We start from the raw sequence: 18,216 nt of genomic DNA on the forward strand, positions 1-18,216 counted from the left end.
CCTACGTGCTAACCCCTGGCGATGGATGCCTGAAGAGATGTCTATGACTGCCCTTGATTGTGCATGGCAACACCATTTTATTGAGACCAACAACATTCGCTTACATTGTGTCACCCAAGGAGAGGGAGAGCTAGTTATACTGTTGCACGGGTTTCCAGAGTTTTGGTATTCCTGGCGGCATCAGATCCCGGCACTGGCTCGCCATTTCAAGGTGGTGGTTCCCGATTTGCGGGGCTACAACGATTCGGATAAGCCACTTAGTGGTTATGACTTGGATACCCTTAGCGCCGATATTCGGGGTCTGATTGAGAATTTAGGGTATGTCCGGGCACATATTGTTGGTCACGATTGGGGCGGATTGATCGCATGGCATCTGGCGCAGAAGTTTCCAGATGTTCTGAATCGTCTGGCTATTTTGAATGCGCCGCACCCGTACAGGTTTTGGCAGGAATTTGCGGGAAACCTGGATCACTTGCGTCGCAGCTGGTACGTTCTGGCGTTTCAGATTCCTGGTTTGCCAGAGTGGCTGATTCAGCAAAATTTAAAAGATTTTGTAAATAACGTCTTTCGGGGACAAGCGGTTCGCAAAGGCGCGTTTTCTGCCGAGGATGCCCAAGTGTATCAGGCAGCATTGGCAAAGCCTGGGGTTCTGGCGGCGGCGATTAACTACTATCGCTCCTCTTTGTCGCCTCAAAATTGGCTGCATCACTGGGGGCGATCGCCCGATCCCGTCACCGTGCCTACCTTGATTCTGTGGAGCGAAGAAGATTCCTTTTTGAGTCGAAAACTCACCGAAGGCATGGAACGCTTGATCGCTGCTCCTTTCAACCTAAAATTTATCAGTCACTGCGGTCACTGGATGCAGCAAGAAGTTCCCCAAACCGTCAATCGAGAACTCTTAAACTTTTTGCGCTCCCCAAAATTAGCTAGCGGGAAAAAAAGCTTCTAAATCTACTGGTGAAGACATACCGAAGACACTGCTGCCAGTGCGGTGAGGTTTAAAGCTAACGACTTCTCTCGTGTCAACAATCTTTAACAACACGCTTGATAGCGCCAAATTAATTGGCGCTGTTGGTGTTGGAATGTCAAACCCTCATCTGGCGGTCAACGAACGAATTGTGATGCGAAACACAGAGCAACCATGACAGTTGACAACCCCAGCCGCCAAATTTTGTTGCATCCTGAAAGGGTAGGGGTTGTATCTATATCGTTCTATAGAGGAGAAGGTTTTATCCTCGCATTGACTTGATTTATGGCGTAGCGCCACCAGCAAAATGATTGGCTACCGTGAGAGCGATCGCCTCATGCTCAATCATTTCCCAATTCAGCAACGCCCCCTCACTGCACTCAGTACCAGCGAGAACTAAGGATGTTTAACGCTACAGAAATTCTGATTGACTCTTTTGTTCAAAGGATTCGTGAAGGCTACCGACGCACTTACGGCGGCTACAAGCCCGACTACGAAGATATTATTGCCTGGGCGGGGGGTATGGCTCTGGAAAACATTGCCAACAGCGACGCCCTCTATCACAATGTTGAACACTCGATTTTAGTCGCTCTGGTAGGGCAAGAAATCTTGCGGGGGAGACACATCCGCGAGGGTGGAGTGTCCTGCGAAGACTGGTTGCACTTCATTCTCTCACTGGTTTGCCATGACATTGGCTACGTTAAGGGCGTGTGTCGCCTAGATAGAGACTACGAAAGGCTGTATGCGACGGGGAACGATGGAGAAATGGTCTCCGTTCCTCGCGGATCTTCAGATGCCAGCTTGACGCCTTATCACGTAGATCGAGCCAAACTCTTTATTGAAGAGCGCTTTGGCGGTCATAAGCTGATTGATGCGGAATTGATCAAGCGCAATATTGAACTAACCCGTTTTCCAGTACCAAAAGCAGAGGATCATCAAGATACGGTTAATTATCCGGGCTTGGTTCGTGCCTCTGACTTAATTGGTCAGCTGAGCGATCCCCGCTACCTGAAGAAAATCGGGGCGCTGTACTATGAGTTTGAAGAAACCGGCGTCAATCAAGCCTTGGGTTATCGGCATCCCGGAGACTTGCGGCGGAACTATCCCAAGTTTTACTGGCACGGGGTATTCCCGTATATTCAAGATGCGCTGCGCTACCTGTCGCTAACTCAGCAAGGTAAACAAATCATTGCAAACCTCTACTCGAATGTGTTTGTTGTTGAACACGAAAGTGCCGAAGATGAGCGGAGGCAACTGGAAGAACAGTTAGGAGTTGGAACTTAGAAGGCGAGAAGTCGAGAGTTAGGAGTTAATAATCAAAATAAGCTTGGAAATACTGAATTCTAGCTTATGATTTAATTTAAAACTCCTAACTCCTAACTTCTAACTCCTAACTTTATGAACTGGTGGCAAAAACTTAAAAACAATCCCTTAGCTCGTTTTGGCGCTTTAATCCTGTTAATTTTCTACTTAAGCGTCATTGCATCTGATTTTGTTGCGCCTTATCGTCCGTGTGACTCTTATGACTTGTCTCATGGCCTGTGTGATGTGCAGCCAAATACGTCTCTTCTGCCACCAACTCAGATTTACTGGCGCAACCGCGAGGGACAATTTATTGGACCGCACGTTTATCCTACGACTCAGGGGCCGACAGATTTAGAGACGGGCGATCGCAAAGTGATTGTAAACTTCCAAAAACCTTCGCCTGTTCGCCTGTTTGTCCGTGGACCCAAATACCAACTGTTTCAGCTTCGCCTACCATTGCCACCCAAATTTGATGAGGTGGAAATTCTTAGCGGTATTCCCTTTAATTGGCACCTCTTCGGCACCCTTGGGGAAGGCAAACTGAATTTGTTAGGCACCGATGAACAGGGGCGCGACCAGTTCAGCCGTCTGCTGCATGGGGGCAGAATTAGCCTCAGCATTGGTCTGGTGGGAATTGCCATTTCTTTTCCGCTGGGTTTGTTGGTTGGGGGGATTTCTGGCTATTTCGGAGGCGGAACCGATAGCGTCTTAATGCGCTTTGTGGAAGTGCTGATGACGATTCCCAGCCTTTATCTGTTGGTTGCCCTTGCCGCAGTGCTGCCGCCAGGACTGACGAGTGCCCAGCGATTCTTATTAATTGTGCTGATTACCTCATTCGTCGGCTGGGCTGGGTTAGCACGGGTGATTCGGGGACAGGTGCTGTCGATTAAAGAGCGGGAATTTGTGCAAGCGGCACGCGCAATGGGTGCGAAACCGCTTTACATTATCATCCGTCATGTATTGCCGCAGACCGCCACCTACGTGATTATCTCGGCAACTTTGGCAATCCCTGGTTTTATCGTGGCGGAATCAGTGCTGAGTTTGATTGGGCTAGGAATTCAGCAGCCAGATCCGTCTTGGGGGAATATGCTATCGCTAGCAACGAATGCATCAATTTTGGTGTTACAACCTTGGTTGATCTGGCCTCCAGCGCTGTTGATTATCCTCACCGTGTTGGCGTTTAACTTGCTGGGCGATGGGCTGCGGGATGCCCTCGATCCCCGGAGTTTGCGGCGGTAATTTTAAAGATTTTTTGCTAATTTGTGTGACATATTTAGCAGAGTTGGTCACAAATATGACCGACTCTGCTAAATTTTTGTTGAGGTTGTTACTGAGATATATGAGTAGCTCAGTAAAGTGTGGTGTGAGAGGAGTTGGAAGCAAATGATATTTAAAATTATCTTAAAGAAATTTATTTGCTCAAGTTTGAAATACGGGTTATTTAGCTGGATTTTAGTAAATGGCTTTGCCTCTCAAGCTGCTCATGCTGCGGATGTAGAGAAAACACCTCAAAAGAGCAAAGAAATTACTACGTTTTTAAAGGCAGATTCAGATTTACCAAATTTGGATAATCAGCCTGATAACACCACGATGCAACAGGTGGAGCAACTATGGCAGGAAAATGCAGAGGAGTCAGAAGCTGCTGAAGCTCCTATGGAGCAAGTGACCAATGTTTCTCAGATGACAGACTTGGAACCAACAGATTGGGCGTATGAAGCACTGCGATCGCTTATCGAACGCTATGGCTGTATCGCGGGCTATCCGGATAATACTTATCGTGGTAATCGTACCCTAACGCGGTATGAATTTGCAGCCGGATTAAATGCTTGTTTGGAGCAAATTAATAACCTGGTTCCGGTAGCAACTGCTGATGGAATCAGACAAGAGGATCTCGCTACCTTACAGCGATTGCAATCAGAATTTGCAATCGAATTAGCAAGTCTCAGGGGTTCGGTGGATAGCTTGGAAGCTCGCACTGCGGAAATAGAAGCAACCCAATTTTCTACAACTACTAAATTGAGCGGACTGACAATTGTTGGCGTTCAAGGGCGTAGCAACAATCGCGCCGATTTATTTCCTAGAGATGGCAAAAAAGAGACTGATGACCGTGGTACGAACATCAACGTAATTAATTTTAATCAGCTGTATCTAACTACCCAATTTGATGAGCGTAGTTACCTGTTAGCAGGTCTCCAAGCTAGTCAAGGAACCACTGCACCTCGACTAACTAACGATGTCCTACTTAGCTATGAATTATTTAATGATAACGATGTGATTTTGAGTGACCTAAACTACCGCTTCCTCCTCACCGACAAATTTGCTGTCCTCGTGGGGACAGAAGGGGTAAATATGGCTTACGCTTTCCGAGGACCCAATCGTGTGGAAAGCGCTGCCACAGGTCCAATTTCTGCTTTTGCCCAAAGAAACCCGATTTTGAATATTGGCTTTGGTCGTGGTGGTATCGGTTTTGATTGGCAATTTGCTAAACGTGCCAGTTTGCAAGCAGTTTACTCAACTACTATTCCAGGATTTTTTAATAGCGATGGACGACCTGACGGACATAATACCGCCGGTGTCCAACTAGCGCTTACCCCAACCGATCCGCTTGATATCACTTTGTATTATGTTAATGACTACTCGCCCAATGGTTCTTTGCTGACTGGGATTGGAGACGACCAGTTGAGTGCTATTAATCCACTGACAGGCAATTCAGCATCCCTGCAAACTAATGCCGTTGGTGCCACGATTAACTGGCGGATTACGCCACGTATCACGTTAGGTAGCTGGGCGGGCTACACCAATTCCTACATTCCAGGAAGATCGGGAAATGTAGAAACAACTAATTATATGGTGTATCTCAATTTTCCCGATTTATTTGGACAAGGAAATTTGGGAGGAATTTACATTGGACAACCGCCAAAAATTGTTAGCAGCGATTTGCCCGTAGGAAATAATATACCTGACTTTTTCAATACGGGTTTGGGACGAGAAGGAGGACAACCTGGAACCACCACTCACGTAGAAGCATTCTATCGTTGGCAGGCAACGGACAACATTAGCATCACGCCAGGGGTAGTCTTTATTTTTGAACCAGGACATACACCCGCCAGCGATCCGATCGCTGTAGGTATACTACGGACTAGCTTCTCCTTCTAGGAAAATTTCCCTATCTACACCTGTCACATTAAGCGAAGTGCAACATCGCAGGAATTCTGCGAGCTTGCTCAGGATGACATTCTGGTGCAAAATGCCAGTTTACACTTCATCAAAACTTGATTTAACTATAAAAACTTTATCCAAATATACCGTAGATTTACTAAATACACTCTTTTTTTAATTTAGGATTTTTTTTATTTTCAGTGTTATTTCGCTTGTAGATAAAAGAGTAAAAGCTATAAATTGAGATAAGGTTCGGTTAAGCAATTATAGTGGCAATTCCAAGAATCTCTAGTTGTTATTTGTCACTCTTTAATCAACCTCAATAGAAATTGTAAATTCTGCTGTATTTGTCTGCCTTTAAAAACATTTACAGCAGAAAAATTTATTGCTTGATTTAAAGGATTTACATCTGCAATTGCTGACAGATACAGATTCTTTGTGCTTTGGCAAAAGTTAGTTTATTTATTCAAGGAGGTTGAGTAGTCAAAATGACTAAATTTATTTTTTCTTTGCTAGTTTTGATTTTAACTGAAAGCTCTGTTTTGATTGCGACTAATTCTCAAGCGCAAACTGTTATTTCCTCAGAAAGTAACATTGTTGATACTATCCACCCAGACTCCTATGATCAAATCCCAGCCTGGAATACAAGCGTTAAATCTGACGTTGGTAATGCTGCCGCCAATTCTACCAATTCTGAGCAAGTTGTTGTCTCTGAAGCTGGAATTAAAGCTACTGATTCTAACTCAACTGTAACTGGCAAGAAAGCCAGTGTTAATCAACGAATTCCCATGTCAAGCAGAATTTTTGATGTATCTTCGATGCGACAGTAGCGCCAAGTAGTAATAGGTTGAAATTTTTGAGATAGTATCGAAATTATTGTAGACGTTGCTGGCTTGATATCTTTAAGCGATCGCATCTCTAATCCTACCGCCCTGCTTTCTCCTCCACGGGGTGTTGACCATAAAAGGGTAGCGCTTCTGACCAGTGGGGGCGCTTTCCCTGTTGCCAATCTAGATAGGCGAGTTCTAGTAGGCTCGAAACCGTTGCCCCTAGCCCAGCCCTAGCGGCGATATCAATTAGCTGATAGGGATGCCAACTTTCCAAAGTTTGTTGCCATGCTGCCGGTGTCATCACGCTATCTGGTAACATCTGAGCGAGTCCCGAATCGGATGGCGATACTTGATAAATGGCGGTAAATAATTGACCCCGTTGAGCTGGCAATTGCACAGCGATCGCATTGCTGAGTGAAGATTCTTCACTATTTGCATTGCCTTTTTGCTGTTTACTTTTACCGGCTTCTGACCAAGCCACAGATGCCAGTGTAGAGACAGAAAACAGGGGAATATCCAGCTGTTGCGCCAGTGTACGCGCCGTAACAACGCCGATGCGAGTCCCTGTAAAGCTGCCTGGGCCTATTGCCACACAGATAAATGTCAAATCAGCCCACATCTGCGGCTGAATAAACTCAACCAGATGATGGTGTAAATGGGTAGATAAATCGCGCCCTAAATCCCAAGTTTGGCAGCGCGAATCTCCAGCAAAGTTGTTTAGTGCTAGACCTAGTTCAGGACTGCTGGTATGCAGTGCTAAGCCGTATTTTGTTGGATCGAGCTTCACGGAATTCATACCCAGTTCAAGGGATCGATAGTCCAGACAGGGAGACACCATAAATCGGCGTTCCTACAAGTGCGTAGCCGCGACTTCTTAGTCATTAATGGCGTTGATTTGCAGATCATAAATTGCTTGACCCGTCAAGCAGTGCCAGTGGCAGGTGAATAAATCTGGCTTTTGGACGCTGATGGTAGCGATCGCCGGTTCCCCCGGAAAAGGCAAAAGTCGGTCAAAAACAATCTCTTGCTCTTGAAAGCCGAACTGTAATAAATAAACAGCCGATGGCGCTGATAAAAATTGCAGCAATCGATGCCCCAGTTCGTACAGTGGCTGACGCCAGAAATCCGATAGATGCACCGGCTGACGATAACTTTTAAAAGCCGGTTCTAAGCGCCTACTTTCATCATCCTCAACCCTACCAATTACCTCGCCGTAGAGCGGTCCCTTTGCCGTGAGAACTATTGGCAACCAGAAATCACCGACACCCGACGGGTGTCCTAATTGCTCCACCCACTGGCGTAAGCCTGTCACATTGCGGCAAGCCTGATAGAGGGATTGGGCTGGAAATTCCAAGTTTTCCGGCAAATTCAGCGTTAAAGGACACCAAAGAATTTCTGCTTGGTTTTGCAAGTCCGCGCCAGCAGAGGCGATAAATTGCGTCTCTACAATTTGTATCGTTGTCGGTACTGGTGAATTGAGCGCGCTTTGCTTGAGGGCAGACACCATTTCGGCTGTTGTGGGCGATGCCGCAAATTCATCAACAGCATCAACCACAATCAGAACTTTACGCATGACCAAAGGTGGGAATCGGGCTATTACGAACACCCGCACGCGGGAAACTGGGCAGATCGAGTCCTGTCGTCGTGCGACGGGTTCTGACAGCTAGACGGTAGCTGACACTTTGCAACTCGGCATGGAGTTGACGGTTTTCCCGTTGCAGCATCGCCACTTTCTCCCGCACGGGTGCCATGCGTTCGGCAAATTTCTGGCGATAAATCTGTGGCAACTCCTGCACCACTTGCTCTAGCATCCGGCTGCGGTCGGTCAATTCCTGTACGGACTGCCGCAATTGATAAATCTCGGTGTCGCGGGTGGTAATCTGTTCCTGGTAGAACGTTACCTGCTGTTCGACCTCTTGCAGTTGTTCTCGCAGCGCTCTCATCTGAGCCATGTGCCGCTCAGAAACTTCCGGTCTGGGCATAAAGTTGGCATTGCCCTTGACCAGCCGGAATAGTTCTTGAGACAACTGCTGAACCAGTTGATCTCGCATCTGCAACTCTTCGCGCAGGCGAGTTACGTCAGATTGAAGCGTTTGTAGGTTTGGCGTGTCTGTCTGGCTCACAATGGCTTACGGCTCCTATTGAGATGATTTTCCTAATGGCAGGCGTGAGGCGAGAGCGGATTGCTCATAATGCTTTTGCAGCTTAATTTACCATTTGCAACGGCAATTAACACCTGATTGCTACCCTTGTTTGCAATTAAGGGTTGGGTCTATCGTATCCTCAGATTCAGCTAGATTTTCTACTGCCACGAGCAAATGGTTCTGTTTATACAAGCCATTTGTCATCTGGCGGCGAGATGGAAAGCGATCGGCGTCTTGTAGTATTTAGGTGGACTCAAGAGGAAGTGGTTAAGATGAGTGCAGCCAGCAGTTCAAACAAGATTAAATTTGGTACCGATGGATGGCGGGGGATTATCGCCGATGACTTTACCTTCGCCAATGTGTGTAAAGTAACGCGGGCGATCGCGAGTTATCTCGAAAACGCCTATTCCAAAGACCGTCCCGTCTTAGTAGCTTACGATACTCGTTTTTTAGCTGACCAATTCGCCCGGACTGCCGCTGAAGTTTTGGTAGATGCCGGGTGGACGGTGAAAATTGTCGATCGAGATTGCCCGACGCCAGTCATTGCTTACAACGCTAAGCTTCTCAATTCTGCTGGAGCGCTGATGTTTACTGCCAGTCATAACCCAGCACCTTATTGCGGCATCAAATACATTCCCGATTACGCCGGACCAGCTACACCGGAAATTACGGATACAATTGTAGCAAATATTGAAAGTGCTACGGATGAGCCGCCCAGTGGCAACAATGCCAATAAGATTTCCACCTTTGATCCCAAGCCAGATTATCTCCAGTTTATTTACACACTGCTGGATGTAGAGCGAATCAAGAGCGCAAGGCTAAAGGTGAAGTATGATGCCCTCTACTCGACTTCTCGCGGCTACCTGGATACCGTCTTGGATCGCTGCGGTTGCGATACAGAGGCATTCCACACCTACCGCGATGTTCTCTTTGGCGGTGGAATGCCGGAACCAAAGGGAGAGCAATTGACTGAACTCGTCGAAGCGGTGAAAAGAGACGGGGCAGATTTAGGTTTGGCGACGGATGGAGATAGCGATCGCTTCGGCATTGTTGACGAACAAGGAAACGTGCTGACACCGAACACCGTGCTGCTGTTGCTGGCGCGTCACTTAGTCAAAAATAAAGGCAAAACTGGCGCGATTGTCCGCACCGTTGCTACCACCCATCTGCTGGATAACCTCGCGGCTAAGTACGGCTTGGAAATCTACGAAACAGCAGTAGGCTTTAAATACATCGGCGAGAAAATGCGCGAGACGCAGGTATTGATTGGCGGCGAAGAGTCAGGCGGATTGAGCATTATCGGGCATATTCCCGAAAAAGACGGTATTTTAGCCGATATGCTGGTGGCAGAAGCGATCGCTTACGAAGGCAAGCCTTTAAGTCAGCTAGTAGAAGAAGCGATCGCGGAAGCCGATGGCCCCCTGTACAACAAACGTCTCGATTTGCACTTAGATGACGCCCACAAAGCCGCTGTCATCAATGATTTCACCAAAAATCCACCAGCAGAAGTTGCAGGAATTAAAGTGAAAGAAGTAGGGCGCAAAGACGGGATCAAACTCTACTTAGAAGAAGGCAGTTGGATACTCCTGCGTCCTTCCGGAACAGAACCGCTAATGCGGGTTTATCTGGAAACGAACACTCCAGAAAAAATGACCCAAATCGTCCAGCAAATGGAACAAACCATTAACCAACTGGAACCCGTCGCAGTCTAAATGATAGGTAGGGGCAAGGGCATTGCTCTTGCTCTTACTCGGTAGCAGGATACCCACTAGCCATTATCAACATGAAAGCCTTTACCAACCTGCTTACCTCGCTGATTTTAGCCAGTTCCGTCGCCGCGATCGCTATTTTTTCCATTCAAAACATCACGCCGGTATCGGTGAAATTTCTAACTTTCCAGTCGATCCGGATGCCGGTAGGCGTCGTGCTGGCGTTTAGTGCTGGCGCGGGAGCGATTGGGAGTGCCCTCGTGCCCGTTTTTTGGGGATTGCCTTCCAGTAATCAGTCTCAATCAGAAGATGCCAGTGAGTATGCTGACGAAGACTTTTGATGGTTATTGTTCATTGCAATGAACCATGAGCCTTTGCTACTTACTGTCACTCCGATACTCCCACGGCGGCAGAAATTTGGAGTCACGCCAAATGCCGCGCCGACTCTTCTTCGCCTCAGCTTCTGCTTGCTCAACGATAGCAGCGCTAGGGCAATCTTTTAGATATTGACGATACACCAGCACCAGTCCTTCTTTTGCCAACACTTCCTGAATAAAAGTGCCATCGGGCAGACGCACCTCGCTAACTTTGCGCCCATACCTGTCAGTATCGGTTACAGTTAAACGAACGCGATCGCCTCCTTGCTGTACCAATTCTTGCAATCGCTGCTGGGTTTTAATTCCCCACTTGAATTGGTTTTGATCTGCTGCTTTTTTGCTTGCCTTTTCCTTACTAGAATGGGGAACTTCCGGAGCATCCACACAAGCAAAGCGCACGTTGATGTTTTTCCCACTGCGATCCGTCACGGCGAGAGTATCCCCATCGCTGACTCGCTTAACTGGGTAAGTAGGAGGACCAAAAATAGCTTCACATCCCACCAAGCCAAGGATGAGAACAACTGCACCAGTCCAGACGAGAGAGTTTTGGATGAGTTTGCGAGTGCCGGTCATTATAAATATTTACTACAAAAGAAAAGTCCATCTGGACAGACGTTTCCATTGTCCAATAGTTTCGGACGCCTGTTGCTGGCTTTTGGCAGTGGTGAAGGGAGATGCGATCGCATCTTCTTTGCGCTGAGCTTAACTATCAGATGGGCAAACCTACGGGAGATACAGACATTGCTGTGGTGGAAACACAGGCATTGTTGCTATACCTTCTGAGCTGTTTTTCGCGGTCGTCCCCCTCGCTTACCGTTTTTGCGAGCCGCTGTTGCTTTTGCTGTTGAGGTAGTAGAGCCTCCTCGGCTGCCTAATTCAGCCATCCAAGCCTTAGTTCCAAATATCCCTACCATCAAGGCGGGGATGCTCATATCTATATCCAACTTTTCCCAGTGCAGTCCGGCTCCGGAAGGGGTGACTTCCACTTGCGTGAGATCATCTAAGGATGCCCCCGCCAATCCTTGAACCAACTCAGGGGGAACCAGAAAACTAGCTCCATTTCGCAGTTCGATGACGATGCGACCAGCATTCGGATCGTAGTAGGCGGAGTGAGCGCGTGGCTCTGAGGCATCTGCGATCGCTGCTGCCGCTCTTGCCTGGGCAATTTCACTCTTTAAGCTTTCCTCACTCAGATGTAGGTTCTCCATGAATCTCTCTCCATTTCTCTAATAGTTCCACCTGATGAGCGATAACAAGTTTCAGCGCCTTAACTGCATCTTTATCGCTCATGTTCCAGATGCCGACCAATGTAGGACGCTCAGTTTCACTGCCAAGGTTGATCTTGGCTTCTCCACCAGCTTTAATAACGTGGACATGGGACGGAAGGTGATCGTTGGTGTAAATACGAACGCTAAAGCCATCTTTTGTAAGTACGCTTGCCATAAAGTTTTGTATAGAAATTGAAATAAGAGTATTTATATATTTTTATACTAACCTAAGCGCTTGGGTTTTGTCAACATACTAAAAAATCTTGGCTAGACTGCCAAGGGTGGAGATAGGATTGCTACGGAGTATGTTTTTACTTGCTCTTCATCCAATTTTGTCCAGCACGGACATCAACCACTAGAGAAAAGCTCAAAGAAACAGGATTTTTCATCGTGGAACGAATCTTAGGGTGTAATTCTTCTCAGTCAAGGGAGGTATTTTAAACACTAACTCATCCACACCTATTGGCAGTCACTCTACTCAGTTGCAACCTGGCGCAACCAATCCTCCAAATCTTCTGAAGAGGAGAAATCCAACAACCCCTCTGCTAAATCTTCTAACTGAGCCTGGGATAGCTGCTGAATGCGCTGTTGTAACTCAGAGGGAATTGCGCCAATTCGCCGAGGCAGTAGGCGCAGAACCAGCGATAGTGCCTCTTCCTGTTTTCCTTGTTGCTTTCCCTGTTCAATACCTTCTTCCATCCAGCTAGTGACGATTCGCATAATGACCTCCCGCTCATTTGGCTCCATCCTAGCAATGTCAGCTCTTAAAAGCCTTTCTTCTTGTGAACTTAAGCGCAGGTACAGCACTTTTGAAGCTAGTGAGGTACGAGGATCGCCTAAAACCTTTGATTTTGGAAGCTTGACTGTACCTCATCCAGAAAGAAAACGCTGTAAGTGTCAATAAATCCGGAAATTAATTGCATCTTGGCAGGATCTAGCCTCAAAGTAGCCAAAAGACGCAAACATTCAAATTTTACGCGGCGGCGGTCTTTAGCAGCGATGTTCATTTTCGCCATTAGCGCACTAGCAACTGGATTGGGTTGCTGCACAAAATCCCGCCAATTCAGCTGATTTAGCTCAATGACATCATAGTTGAACTGCAAAACAACTTTATTAGGAAAGACCACCTGATAAACGTTAGGTTCTGGAGTTTTGGGACTGTTATAAGAAAATACCATCACAGGATATACAGGTAGGTCAAATTTTTCAGACAAGCGGGAGAAATAGCGGAACATTCGCTTGCCAAAGTCAGCTTGATGTTGTGCTTGGTTCTCTACATGAATTAGGAAGAAAGATTCCTGACCTTGAAATTCAGTCTTGACGATTAAATCAGCTTCATAATGTTCGCCAGCAGTAACATCTGTAAAAACTTCTTTGTCTAAAAACTCTATGGAGTCGCGTTCCAGATAAGTTGCTACTTCTGGCAAAAATAACTCTATGAACTCCCCGAAAAAGGTAGTGAGGAGTTCCTTAAATAAGCGGTCATGGTCAATCATCCGCGTTTTTTGAAGTTACGATTCTTTACTTCGTTTCCATCCAATTATGCCCTGCACGCACATCAACCTTAAGAGGAACGCTCAAGGAAACGGCGTTTTCCATCGTCGAGCGAATTTGAGGCTGTAATTCTTCCCATTCAGAGGGAGGAACTTCAAGCACTAATTCATCGTGAACTTGCAATAGCAAACGCGCCTGATAATTCTGCAAAACTGCGTGCAGTTTATCCATTGCAATCTTGATGATATCGGCGCTAGAACCTTGGATTGGAGCATTAGCAGCGGCGCGTAGCGAACCGGCGTCAGCTTGTCCCAAATTACGCAGTTTGTCAAGGTTAATTTCATCGGGATTGCTACCTTGCAGCTTGCGGAGACTGCCACCCTCAAAGTTAAAGTAACGACGGCGTCCTAGAATAGTTTCGACATAACCGTGAGCGATCGCTTCCCGTTTCACCCGCTCCAAATATTCAAAAACCTGGCGATAGCGCTCGTTAAATCGATCGATAAACAATCTGCCTTCTGTCGCCTTCACCCCAGCTTCCCGTGCAAATCGCTGCGCCCCCATCCCATAAATTACGCCAAAATTGATAATCTTCCCCAATCGGCGCTCCTCAGATGTCACCGTATCCTTCTCCAACAACAGCCGAGCGGTGACACTGTGAATATCTTCATTTTGCTGGTATGCCTCAATTAGCACTGGCTCTTGGCTCAGATGAGCCAAAATCCGCAACTCAATTTGCGAATAGTCAGCAGCAACCAGTAACCAACTAGTTTCTGGCAAAAATGCTCTGCGAATCCGCCGACTAAACGCTGTGCGGATGGGAATATTTTGTAAGTTGGGATTAGAAGAAGACAATCGCCCTGTTGTCGTACCTGTCTGATTAAAATTCGTATGCACCCGCTGGGTATCAGGACGTATCAGCAAGGGTAAAGCGTCCACATAAGTAGACTTCAACTTGGAGAGGGTGCGGTACTCTAAAACGGCATCGACAAGTGGATGATCGCCTTGCAGTTTTTCCAGCGTTGCGGCATCTGTAGAATAACCCGACTGAATTTTACGAGACTTTTTGGTGTCTAACTTGAGTTTGTCAAATAAGATTTGGCTCAGTTGTTTCGGTGAACCCAAGCTAAATTTTTCCCCGGCTTCCTGATAAGCTTTCTGCTCAATCGCCGCTAAATCCTTTTCCAGTTCTTGCGATAGTGTTTGGAGATAGGCTGGCTCAATGCGGATGCCCACATATTCCATCTGGGCTAAAACTGGCTCTAAAGGTTGTTCTACTTCCCATAACAGCCGGTGAAGAGCGGGGACTTCCTCTAATTTTTCTCGTAGCTTTGGCACCAACTGGAATGTGGCATAGACCTGCATCCCGCAGTAGTAGGCTACAGTCTGAATATCCAGATCGGCAATTGTTTTACCTTTCGGCACCACATCCGTATAATTGCTGATACTTAGCTCCAGATGCCGCAGGACTAAGTCGCTGAGGTTGTGGCTGTTTTCTGGATTCAGGACGTAACTGGCAAGCATCGTGTCAAACACCACCCCAGCCAAGTTAATTCCCTGACAGCGCAACACCAGCCGATCAAATTTGGCGTTCTGCAACGTCTTGGGATAGTCAGCACTTTCCAGAATCGGACGCAACGCTTCTAAGACAGCCGTTTTATCCAGATTTTCACCAGTTTTGTGACCCGTGGGAATATAGGCAACTTCAGAGGGATCGATTCCCCAGCAGCAGCCAATCCCCACAAGTTGGGCGTCTCGTGGCTCTAGGGCATCCGTTTCCGTATCCCAAGCTACGGGTTTGTCAGAGTCGGTGCAATTTTGCAGCTGCTTTATCAGTTCTGTCAGTTTTTCTGGAGTATTAATAATTTGGGCGCTAATCTTACTAGCAGCATTTGTGTCTGCCTTGCTAGCAGCTTCGGTGTCAGCGGCACTGAAAAACCAGAGGTCGCCATCATCAAAACTGATTTCTTCAAGTTCTTCTTTAGATTCAACGGGTTTAGCTTCCTCTGCCACACCGCCAAATGCCTGCTGCAACTGCTTGATTCGGCTCAAATAAGTCTTAAACTCTAACTTTTCTAGCAGCGGTTCTAGGTCGGCGTTATCAAATCCCTTCAGCGGGCAGTCTTCTAAACTAACGTCTAGGGGGACATCAAGAACTATCCTTGCCAAGTGCTGGGAACGGTATGCCTCTTGTTTCCCGGCTTCCAGCTTCTGCTTGACCGCTCCTTTCATCTCATCCAATGAGGCATAAATCCCATCCAGGGAGCCGTACTCTGTAAGCAACTTCACAGCGGTTTTGTCGCCAATTCCTTTGACACCGGGGATATTGTCGGAGGCGTCGCCACACAGAGCTTTGTAATCGACAACCTGCTCTGGTGTAATGCCCTTTAGTTTCTCTTTAACTTCCTCTGGCCCAAATTCTACTGGCCCTGTACTGCTGCCACGTTGCCAGAAGGTTTGACCGAGATAAAGAACGCTAATTCCCTTTGCCGTGTCAACCAGTTGAAACAAATCTCTGTCGCCCGTAACAATCTTCACCCGATACCCGGCGGCACTCGCCTTTTGTGAGAGCGTTCCCAAGACATCATCTGCCTCATAGCCCGGTGCCGTCACAATTGGCAGATTCAAGGCATCCAAAAGGTCGTGGAGATTTTTCAGGTCGATGATAAAGTCTTCTGGCGTCTCAGCGCGGTCAGCTTTATAGGTGTCGTCGGCTTCGTGGCGGAAAGTGGGTAAGCCGAGGTCGAATGCGATCGCCATCGCCTGAGGTTGCTGGGATGCGATCGCTTCCAGTAACGACTTGAGGAAGCCAAAACAAACACTGGTGGGAATCCCAGTCTTTGTTTTTAAGCCTCCATCCCGCCCTTTAGCAAAGGCAAAGTAGGCGCGGAAGGCTAACGAGTGACCATCTACTAGGATGAGTAGAGGTCGGTTTTGGGATGAGCTAGCGGCGGAGTTAGATGGGTTGGAGGCAGAGGTAGATTGAGACATAGCCTTATTTTAGCTAGCGCCAGAGAGCAGATATTCTTTCAATGGCTCAGATTGCTCGCTTCACGCGAACAAGCCGTTAGATATCTCATCTCACGGCTCAGCCTGACTGATTTTAGCTACCCCTGGGGGAAATTCCTAGCTATGCGCTTAGCACTGGCTACGCTTACAGCGAAGTAGCTGCTAGATAAACTTCCTAATAAAAAAGCCCGCAGGCGCAGGCTAGAAACAGGGGTTATTGACTACTTGAACTTGCAAAGATTATCAGCGATAAGCCAGGTGATTAGCCGTTGATTTGGCTGCGGCGGCGACGCAGTCCAAACATACCTAACGTACCCACAGCTACCAGTGCCAACGTTGCAGATGGTTCAGGTACGCTTTGCAGACCTTGCTTACCGATATCGACGATGAAAACTGTGTCGTTGAAATCCCGGTCAGATGCTGGAGTCACGCCAGTCTCACTTCCGTCTCCGTACAAATCTTCAAAACCGACCACCAAGTAACGGGAGTTAAAGAGATACCCTTTGGCGTGCTGTAGTCCATCGGGGTTAGGAGCATTAAAAGCAGAATTGTAAATGCCGTAGGAGTTGCTGGTGCCGTATAAGCTATTAGCGTTCAACTGGAAGTTTAGGGTTGTACCTTTGCTGAAGTTGCCTAAGTTGACCCAATCTCCTTGCTTGAGATCGGTAAAGCTACTTTGATTTTCCCTAATGCTTTCTGTGCTGTTGAGTTCCCAGAAAGCCATTCCATCTTTGGTAATGTTCCCGTTACTGTCAAGTGCTTGATAACCCAGCTGATTGTTATAATCCGCCCCTTCATTGACGAAGTAAGCGCGAACATCAGTGTTGTTTTGCAACGTTAGTTTGCTCAAATCAAATGATTGACCGCCTAAAAGGCTCAAGTTAGGAAATGCGTATTTTTCCTGAGACTTGTTGAGCTGCGAGTTTAAGCTATTTATAAGCGTGCTGATGTTTGAAAAATCATCAGATTGGCTCAATGTATTCTTTGTGGGTGCAGTATTTACAGGACCCCAGTTAATCTCAGCCGATGCCGGTGCAGTTGCAGAGATGACGCCGGTCAGGGCAGCAGCAGCGGCGAGCAGACTAGTAATTACTTTGATTTTCATTTGAGTACCTCTACCAAGGCGATGAACGACTTCACCCCATCTAACCGGCAAATACATCCAAAATAATTTAGTTTATTTTTACTTTAGAAGCCCGGTGCAGACGTGTGTTTTCTTTTCCTTGTCTATTCATAACTGAAATCTTAATTCTTTGTCTACGACTTTTTTAATTCTTTTTGACCTCTTCACACTATTCGATATTTACGCAAGATGATTGAATATACTTACAAGCTTCCTAATTATTCCTGAATTTGTTAGCAGTATTCTCCTCGGTTTTTGCAGATTTTTTTGAAGCATATCGGTAAATATTCTGAAAGCTTTTAAGGGATTTTGCGGATAGCGTTTTTGGCTTGGCAGTGCTAACCGCAAGAGTTCAGTATTATCAAGAATGGGGGAATTTCTAGAGTCAGGTGAAAACACCAGTAGGAACTGGGAATACGCACGACGCGACGCTGACAGCCTACGCAGATTACGTAAGGTGATTTTGGGATAAGGAACAGACAAAACAGATAAGCTGAAAGTGCTGAATTCTCTATCCATCTGCTTGTCTCAGGCTCAGTTAAGAAGAAAAGTTCTGTGGCGTCGATGGCTGGTGCCAAAATGAACCCCGTTGGCAGCAACAATTGCTTTGTGGATGGACTGCAACAACGTCAACGAGAACGTTTAGCCTGCTGTTGCGGAAGCGATCGCTAATTGAGACAGCGATTGACATCACTACAAGTGACGGCGTTGCATAATAAAGTATGAATTCAAGGTGCTTAGCCATGCAATGTCCTCGTTGTGGTTCTACTCATACCCGTAAGAATGGTGTGAAGCAAGGTAAGCAAAATCACATCTGTGCGGAATGTGGTC

General features: G+C 46.9%; 15 protein-coding genes and 1 pseudogene. 7 read left to right on the forward strand and 9 right to left on the reverse strand.

Features of this window, described 5'->3' with window-relative positions; genetic code table 11:
• The first annotated feature begins 43 nt into the window (after positions 1-43).
• The 5 genes from ACFW2W_RS23440 (at position 44) to ACFW2W_RS23460 (ending at position 6,261) form a co-directional block, all read left to right on the forward strand.
• A complete protein-coding gene (locus ACFW2W_RS23440; protein ID WP_378183990.1) occupies positions 44-949 on the forward strand; it encodes an alpha/beta fold hydrolase in 906 nt (301 codons plus the stop codon).
• A gap of 420 nt (positions 950-1,369) precedes the next feature.
• Positions 1,370-2,251 (forward strand): Npun_R2479 family HD domain-containing metalloprotein, encoded by an 882-nt coding sequence (locus tag ACFW2W_RS23445; protein ID WP_378183992.1) that lies wholly within the window; start codon positions 1,370-1,372, stop codon positions 2,249-2,251.
• 114 nt (positions 2,252-2,365) lie between these two features.
• Positions 2,366-3,511: an ABC transporter permease gene (locus ACFW2W_RS23450; protein ID WP_378183995.1), complete on the forward strand. Its 1,146-nt coding sequence runs from the start codon at positions 2,366-2,368 to the stop codon at positions 3,509-3,511.
• A gap of 351 nt (positions 3,512-3,862) precedes the next feature.
• On the forward strand, positions 3,863-5,428 hold the full coding sequence (locus ACFW2W_RS23455) for an iron uptake porin (RefSeq protein ID WP_378184056.1): 1,566 nt from the start codon (positions 3,863-3,865) through the stop codon (positions 5,426-5,428).
• Positions 5,429-5,919: 491 nt separating this feature from the next.
• A complete protein-coding gene (locus ACFW2W_RS23460; RefSeq protein WP_378183997.1) occupies positions 5,920-6,261 on the forward strand; it encodes a hypothetical protein in 342 nt (113 codons plus the stop codon).
• A 94-nt stretch (positions 6,262-6,355) separates the two neighbouring features.
• Here the strand turns inward: ACFW2W_RS23460 and tsaB are convergent, their stop codons facing one another.
• The 3 genes from tsaB to ACFW2W_RS23475 form a co-directional block, all read right to left on the reverse strand.
• On the reverse strand, positions 6,356-7,057 hold the full coding sequence (gene tsaB, locus ACFW2W_RS23465; protein ID WP_378183999.1) for a tRNA (adenosine(37)-N6)-threonylcarbamoyltransferase complex dimerization subunit type 1 TsaB: 702 nt from the start codon (positions 7,055-7,057) through the stop codon (positions 6,356-6,358).
• A 78-nt stretch (positions 7,058-7,135) separates the two neighbouring features.
• Positions 7,136-7,834, reverse strand: a complete 699-nt coding sequence (locus ACFW2W_RS23470) for a hypothetical protein (RefSeq protein ID WP_378184001.1) — start codon at positions 7,832-7,834, stop codon at positions 7,136-7,138.
• The gene (locus ACFW2W_RS23475) at positions 7,827-8,384 is read right to left on the reverse strand and encodes an Npun_F5560 family protein (RefSeq protein WP_378184003.1); all 558 of its coding nucleotides are present in this window, start codon (positions 8,382-8,384) and stop codon (positions 7,827-7,829) included. The genes ACFW2W_RS23470 and ACFW2W_RS23475 overlap by 8 nt, the downstream gene beginning before the upstream one ends.
• Before the next feature lie 293 nt (positions 8,385-8,677).
• On the opposite strand from ACFW2W_RS23475, the gene ACFW2W_RS23480 reads away from it, so the two are divergent.
• Positions 8,678-10,117, forward strand: coding sequence for a phosphoglucomutase/phosphomannomutase family protein (locus ACFW2W_RS23480; RefSeq protein ID WP_378184058.1), 1,440 nt, complete (start codon positions 8,678-8,680; stop codon positions 10,115-10,117).
• Between the two features lie 71 nt (positions 10,118-10,188).
• A complete protein-coding gene (locus tag ACFW2W_RS23485; protein ID WP_378184005.1) occupies positions 10,189-10,455 on the forward strand; it encodes a lipopolysaccharide assembly protein LapA domain-containing protein in 267 nt (88 codons plus the stop codon).
• A 36-nt stretch (positions 10,456-10,491) separates the two neighbouring features.
• Here ACFW2W_RS23485 and ACFW2W_RS23490 read toward each other — a convergent pair whose 3' ends face one another.
• The 6 genes and pseudogenes from ACFW2W_RS23490 to ACFW2W_RS23515 form a co-directional block, all read right to left on the reverse strand.
• Positions 10,492-11,064 carry a thermonuclease family protein gene (locus ACFW2W_RS23490; RefSeq protein WP_378184007.1) on the reverse strand — a complete coding sequence of 191 codons (573 nt, stop codon included), beginning with the start codon at positions 11,062-11,064 and terminating at the stop codon, positions 10,492-10,494.
• Positions 11,065-11,261: 197 nt separating this feature from the next.
• Positions 11,262-11,699: a DUF2442 domain-containing protein gene (locus tag ACFW2W_RS23495; RefSeq protein WP_378184009.1), complete on the reverse strand. Its 438-nt coding sequence runs from the start codon at positions 11,697-11,699 to the stop codon at positions 11,262-11,264.
• Positions 11,677-11,934, reverse strand: coding sequence for a DUF4160 domain-containing protein (locus tag ACFW2W_RS23500; RefSeq protein WP_378184011.1), 258 nt, complete (start codon positions 11,932-11,934; stop codon positions 11,677-11,679). Before ACFW2W_RS23500 ends, ACFW2W_RS23495 begins: the two co-directional genes overlap by 23 nt.
• A 299-nt stretch (positions 11,935-12,233) precedes the next feature.
• Positions 12,234-13,255: pseudogene (locus tag ACFW2W_RS23505) on the reverse strand (Rpn family recombination-promoting nuclease/putative transposase).
• A gap of 25 nt (positions 13,256-13,280) precedes the next feature.
• Positions 13,281-16,244, reverse strand: coding sequence for a DNA polymerase I (gene polA, locus ACFW2W_RS23510; RefSeq protein WP_378184013.1), 2,964 nt, complete (start codon positions 16,242-16,244; stop codon positions 13,281-13,283).
• Between the two features lie 280 nt (positions 16,245-16,524).
• The gene (locus ACFW2W_RS23515) at positions 16,525-17,367 is read right to left on the reverse strand and encodes a DUF4114 domain-containing protein (RefSeq protein WP_378184015.1); all 843 of its coding nucleotides are present in this window, start codon (positions 17,365-17,367) and stop codon (positions 16,525-16,527) included.
• Positions 17,368-18,216: the final 849 nt, after the last annotated feature.

The sequence above is a fragment of the Coleofasciculus sp. H7-2 genome (assembly GCF_042747725.1).
In the GTDB taxonomy this organism is placed as follows: Bacteria; Cyanobacteriota; Cyanobacteriia; order Cyanobacteriales; family FACHB-T130; genus FACHB-T130.

Bases quoted from the DNA above. Each gene is read 5' to 3' on its own strand.
- ACFW2W_RS23440 (WP_378183990.1), top strand. From the start codon at position 44: ATGACTGCCCTTGATTGTGCATGGCAACACCATTTTATTGAGACCAAC.
- ACFW2W_RS23445 (WP_378183992.1), top strand. From the start codon at position 1,370: ATGTTTAACGCTACAGAAATTCTGATTGACTCTTTTGTTCAAAGGATT.
- ACFW2W_RS23450 (WP_378183995.1), top strand. From the start codon at position 2,366: ATGAACTGGTGGCAAAAACTTAAAAACAATCCCTTAGCTCGTTTTGGC.
- ACFW2W_RS23455 (WP_378184056.1), top strand. From the start codon at position 3,863: ATGCAACAGGTGGAGCAACTATGGCAGGAAAATGCAGAGGAGTCAGAA.
- ACFW2W_RS23460 (WP_378183997.1), top strand. From the start codon at position 5,920: ATGACTAAATTTATTTTTTCTTTGCTAGTTTTGATTTTAACTGAAAGC.
- tsaB (WP_378183999.1), bottom strand. From the start codon at position 7,057: ATGAATTCCGTGAAGCTCGATCCAACAAAATACGGCTTAGCACTGCAT.
- ACFW2W_RS23470 (WP_378184001.1), bottom strand. From the start codon at position 7,834: ATGCGTAAAGTTCTGATTGTGGTTGATGCTGTTGATGAATTTGCGGCA.
- ACFW2W_RS23480 (WP_378184058.1), top strand. From the start codon at position 8,678: ATGAGTGCAGCCAGCAGTTCAAACAAGATTAAATTTGGTACCGATGGA.
- ACFW2W_RS23485 (WP_378184005.1), top strand. From the start codon at position 10,189: ATGAAAGCCTTTACCAACCTGCTTACCTCGCTGATTTTAGCCAGTTCC.
- ACFW2W_RS23490 (WP_378184007.1), bottom strand. From the start codon at position 11,064: ATGACCGGCACTCGCAAACTCATCCAAAACTCTCTCGTCTGGACTGGT.
- ACFW2W_RS23495 (WP_378184009.1), bottom strand. From the start codon at position 11,699: ATGGAGAACCTACATCTGAGTGAGGAAAGCTTAAAGAGTGAAATTGCC.
- ACFW2W_RS23500 (WP_378184011.1), bottom strand. From the start codon at position 11,934: ATGGCAAGCGTACTTACAAAAGATGGCTTTAGCGTTCGTATTTACACC.
- polA (WP_378184013.1), bottom strand. From the start codon at position 16,244: ATGTCTCAATCTACCTCTGCCTCCAACCCATCTAACTCCGCCGCTAGC.
- ACFW2W_RS23515 (WP_378184015.1), bottom strand. From the start codon at position 17,367: ATGAAAATCAAAGTAATTACTAGTCTGCTCGCCGCTGCTGCTGCCCTG.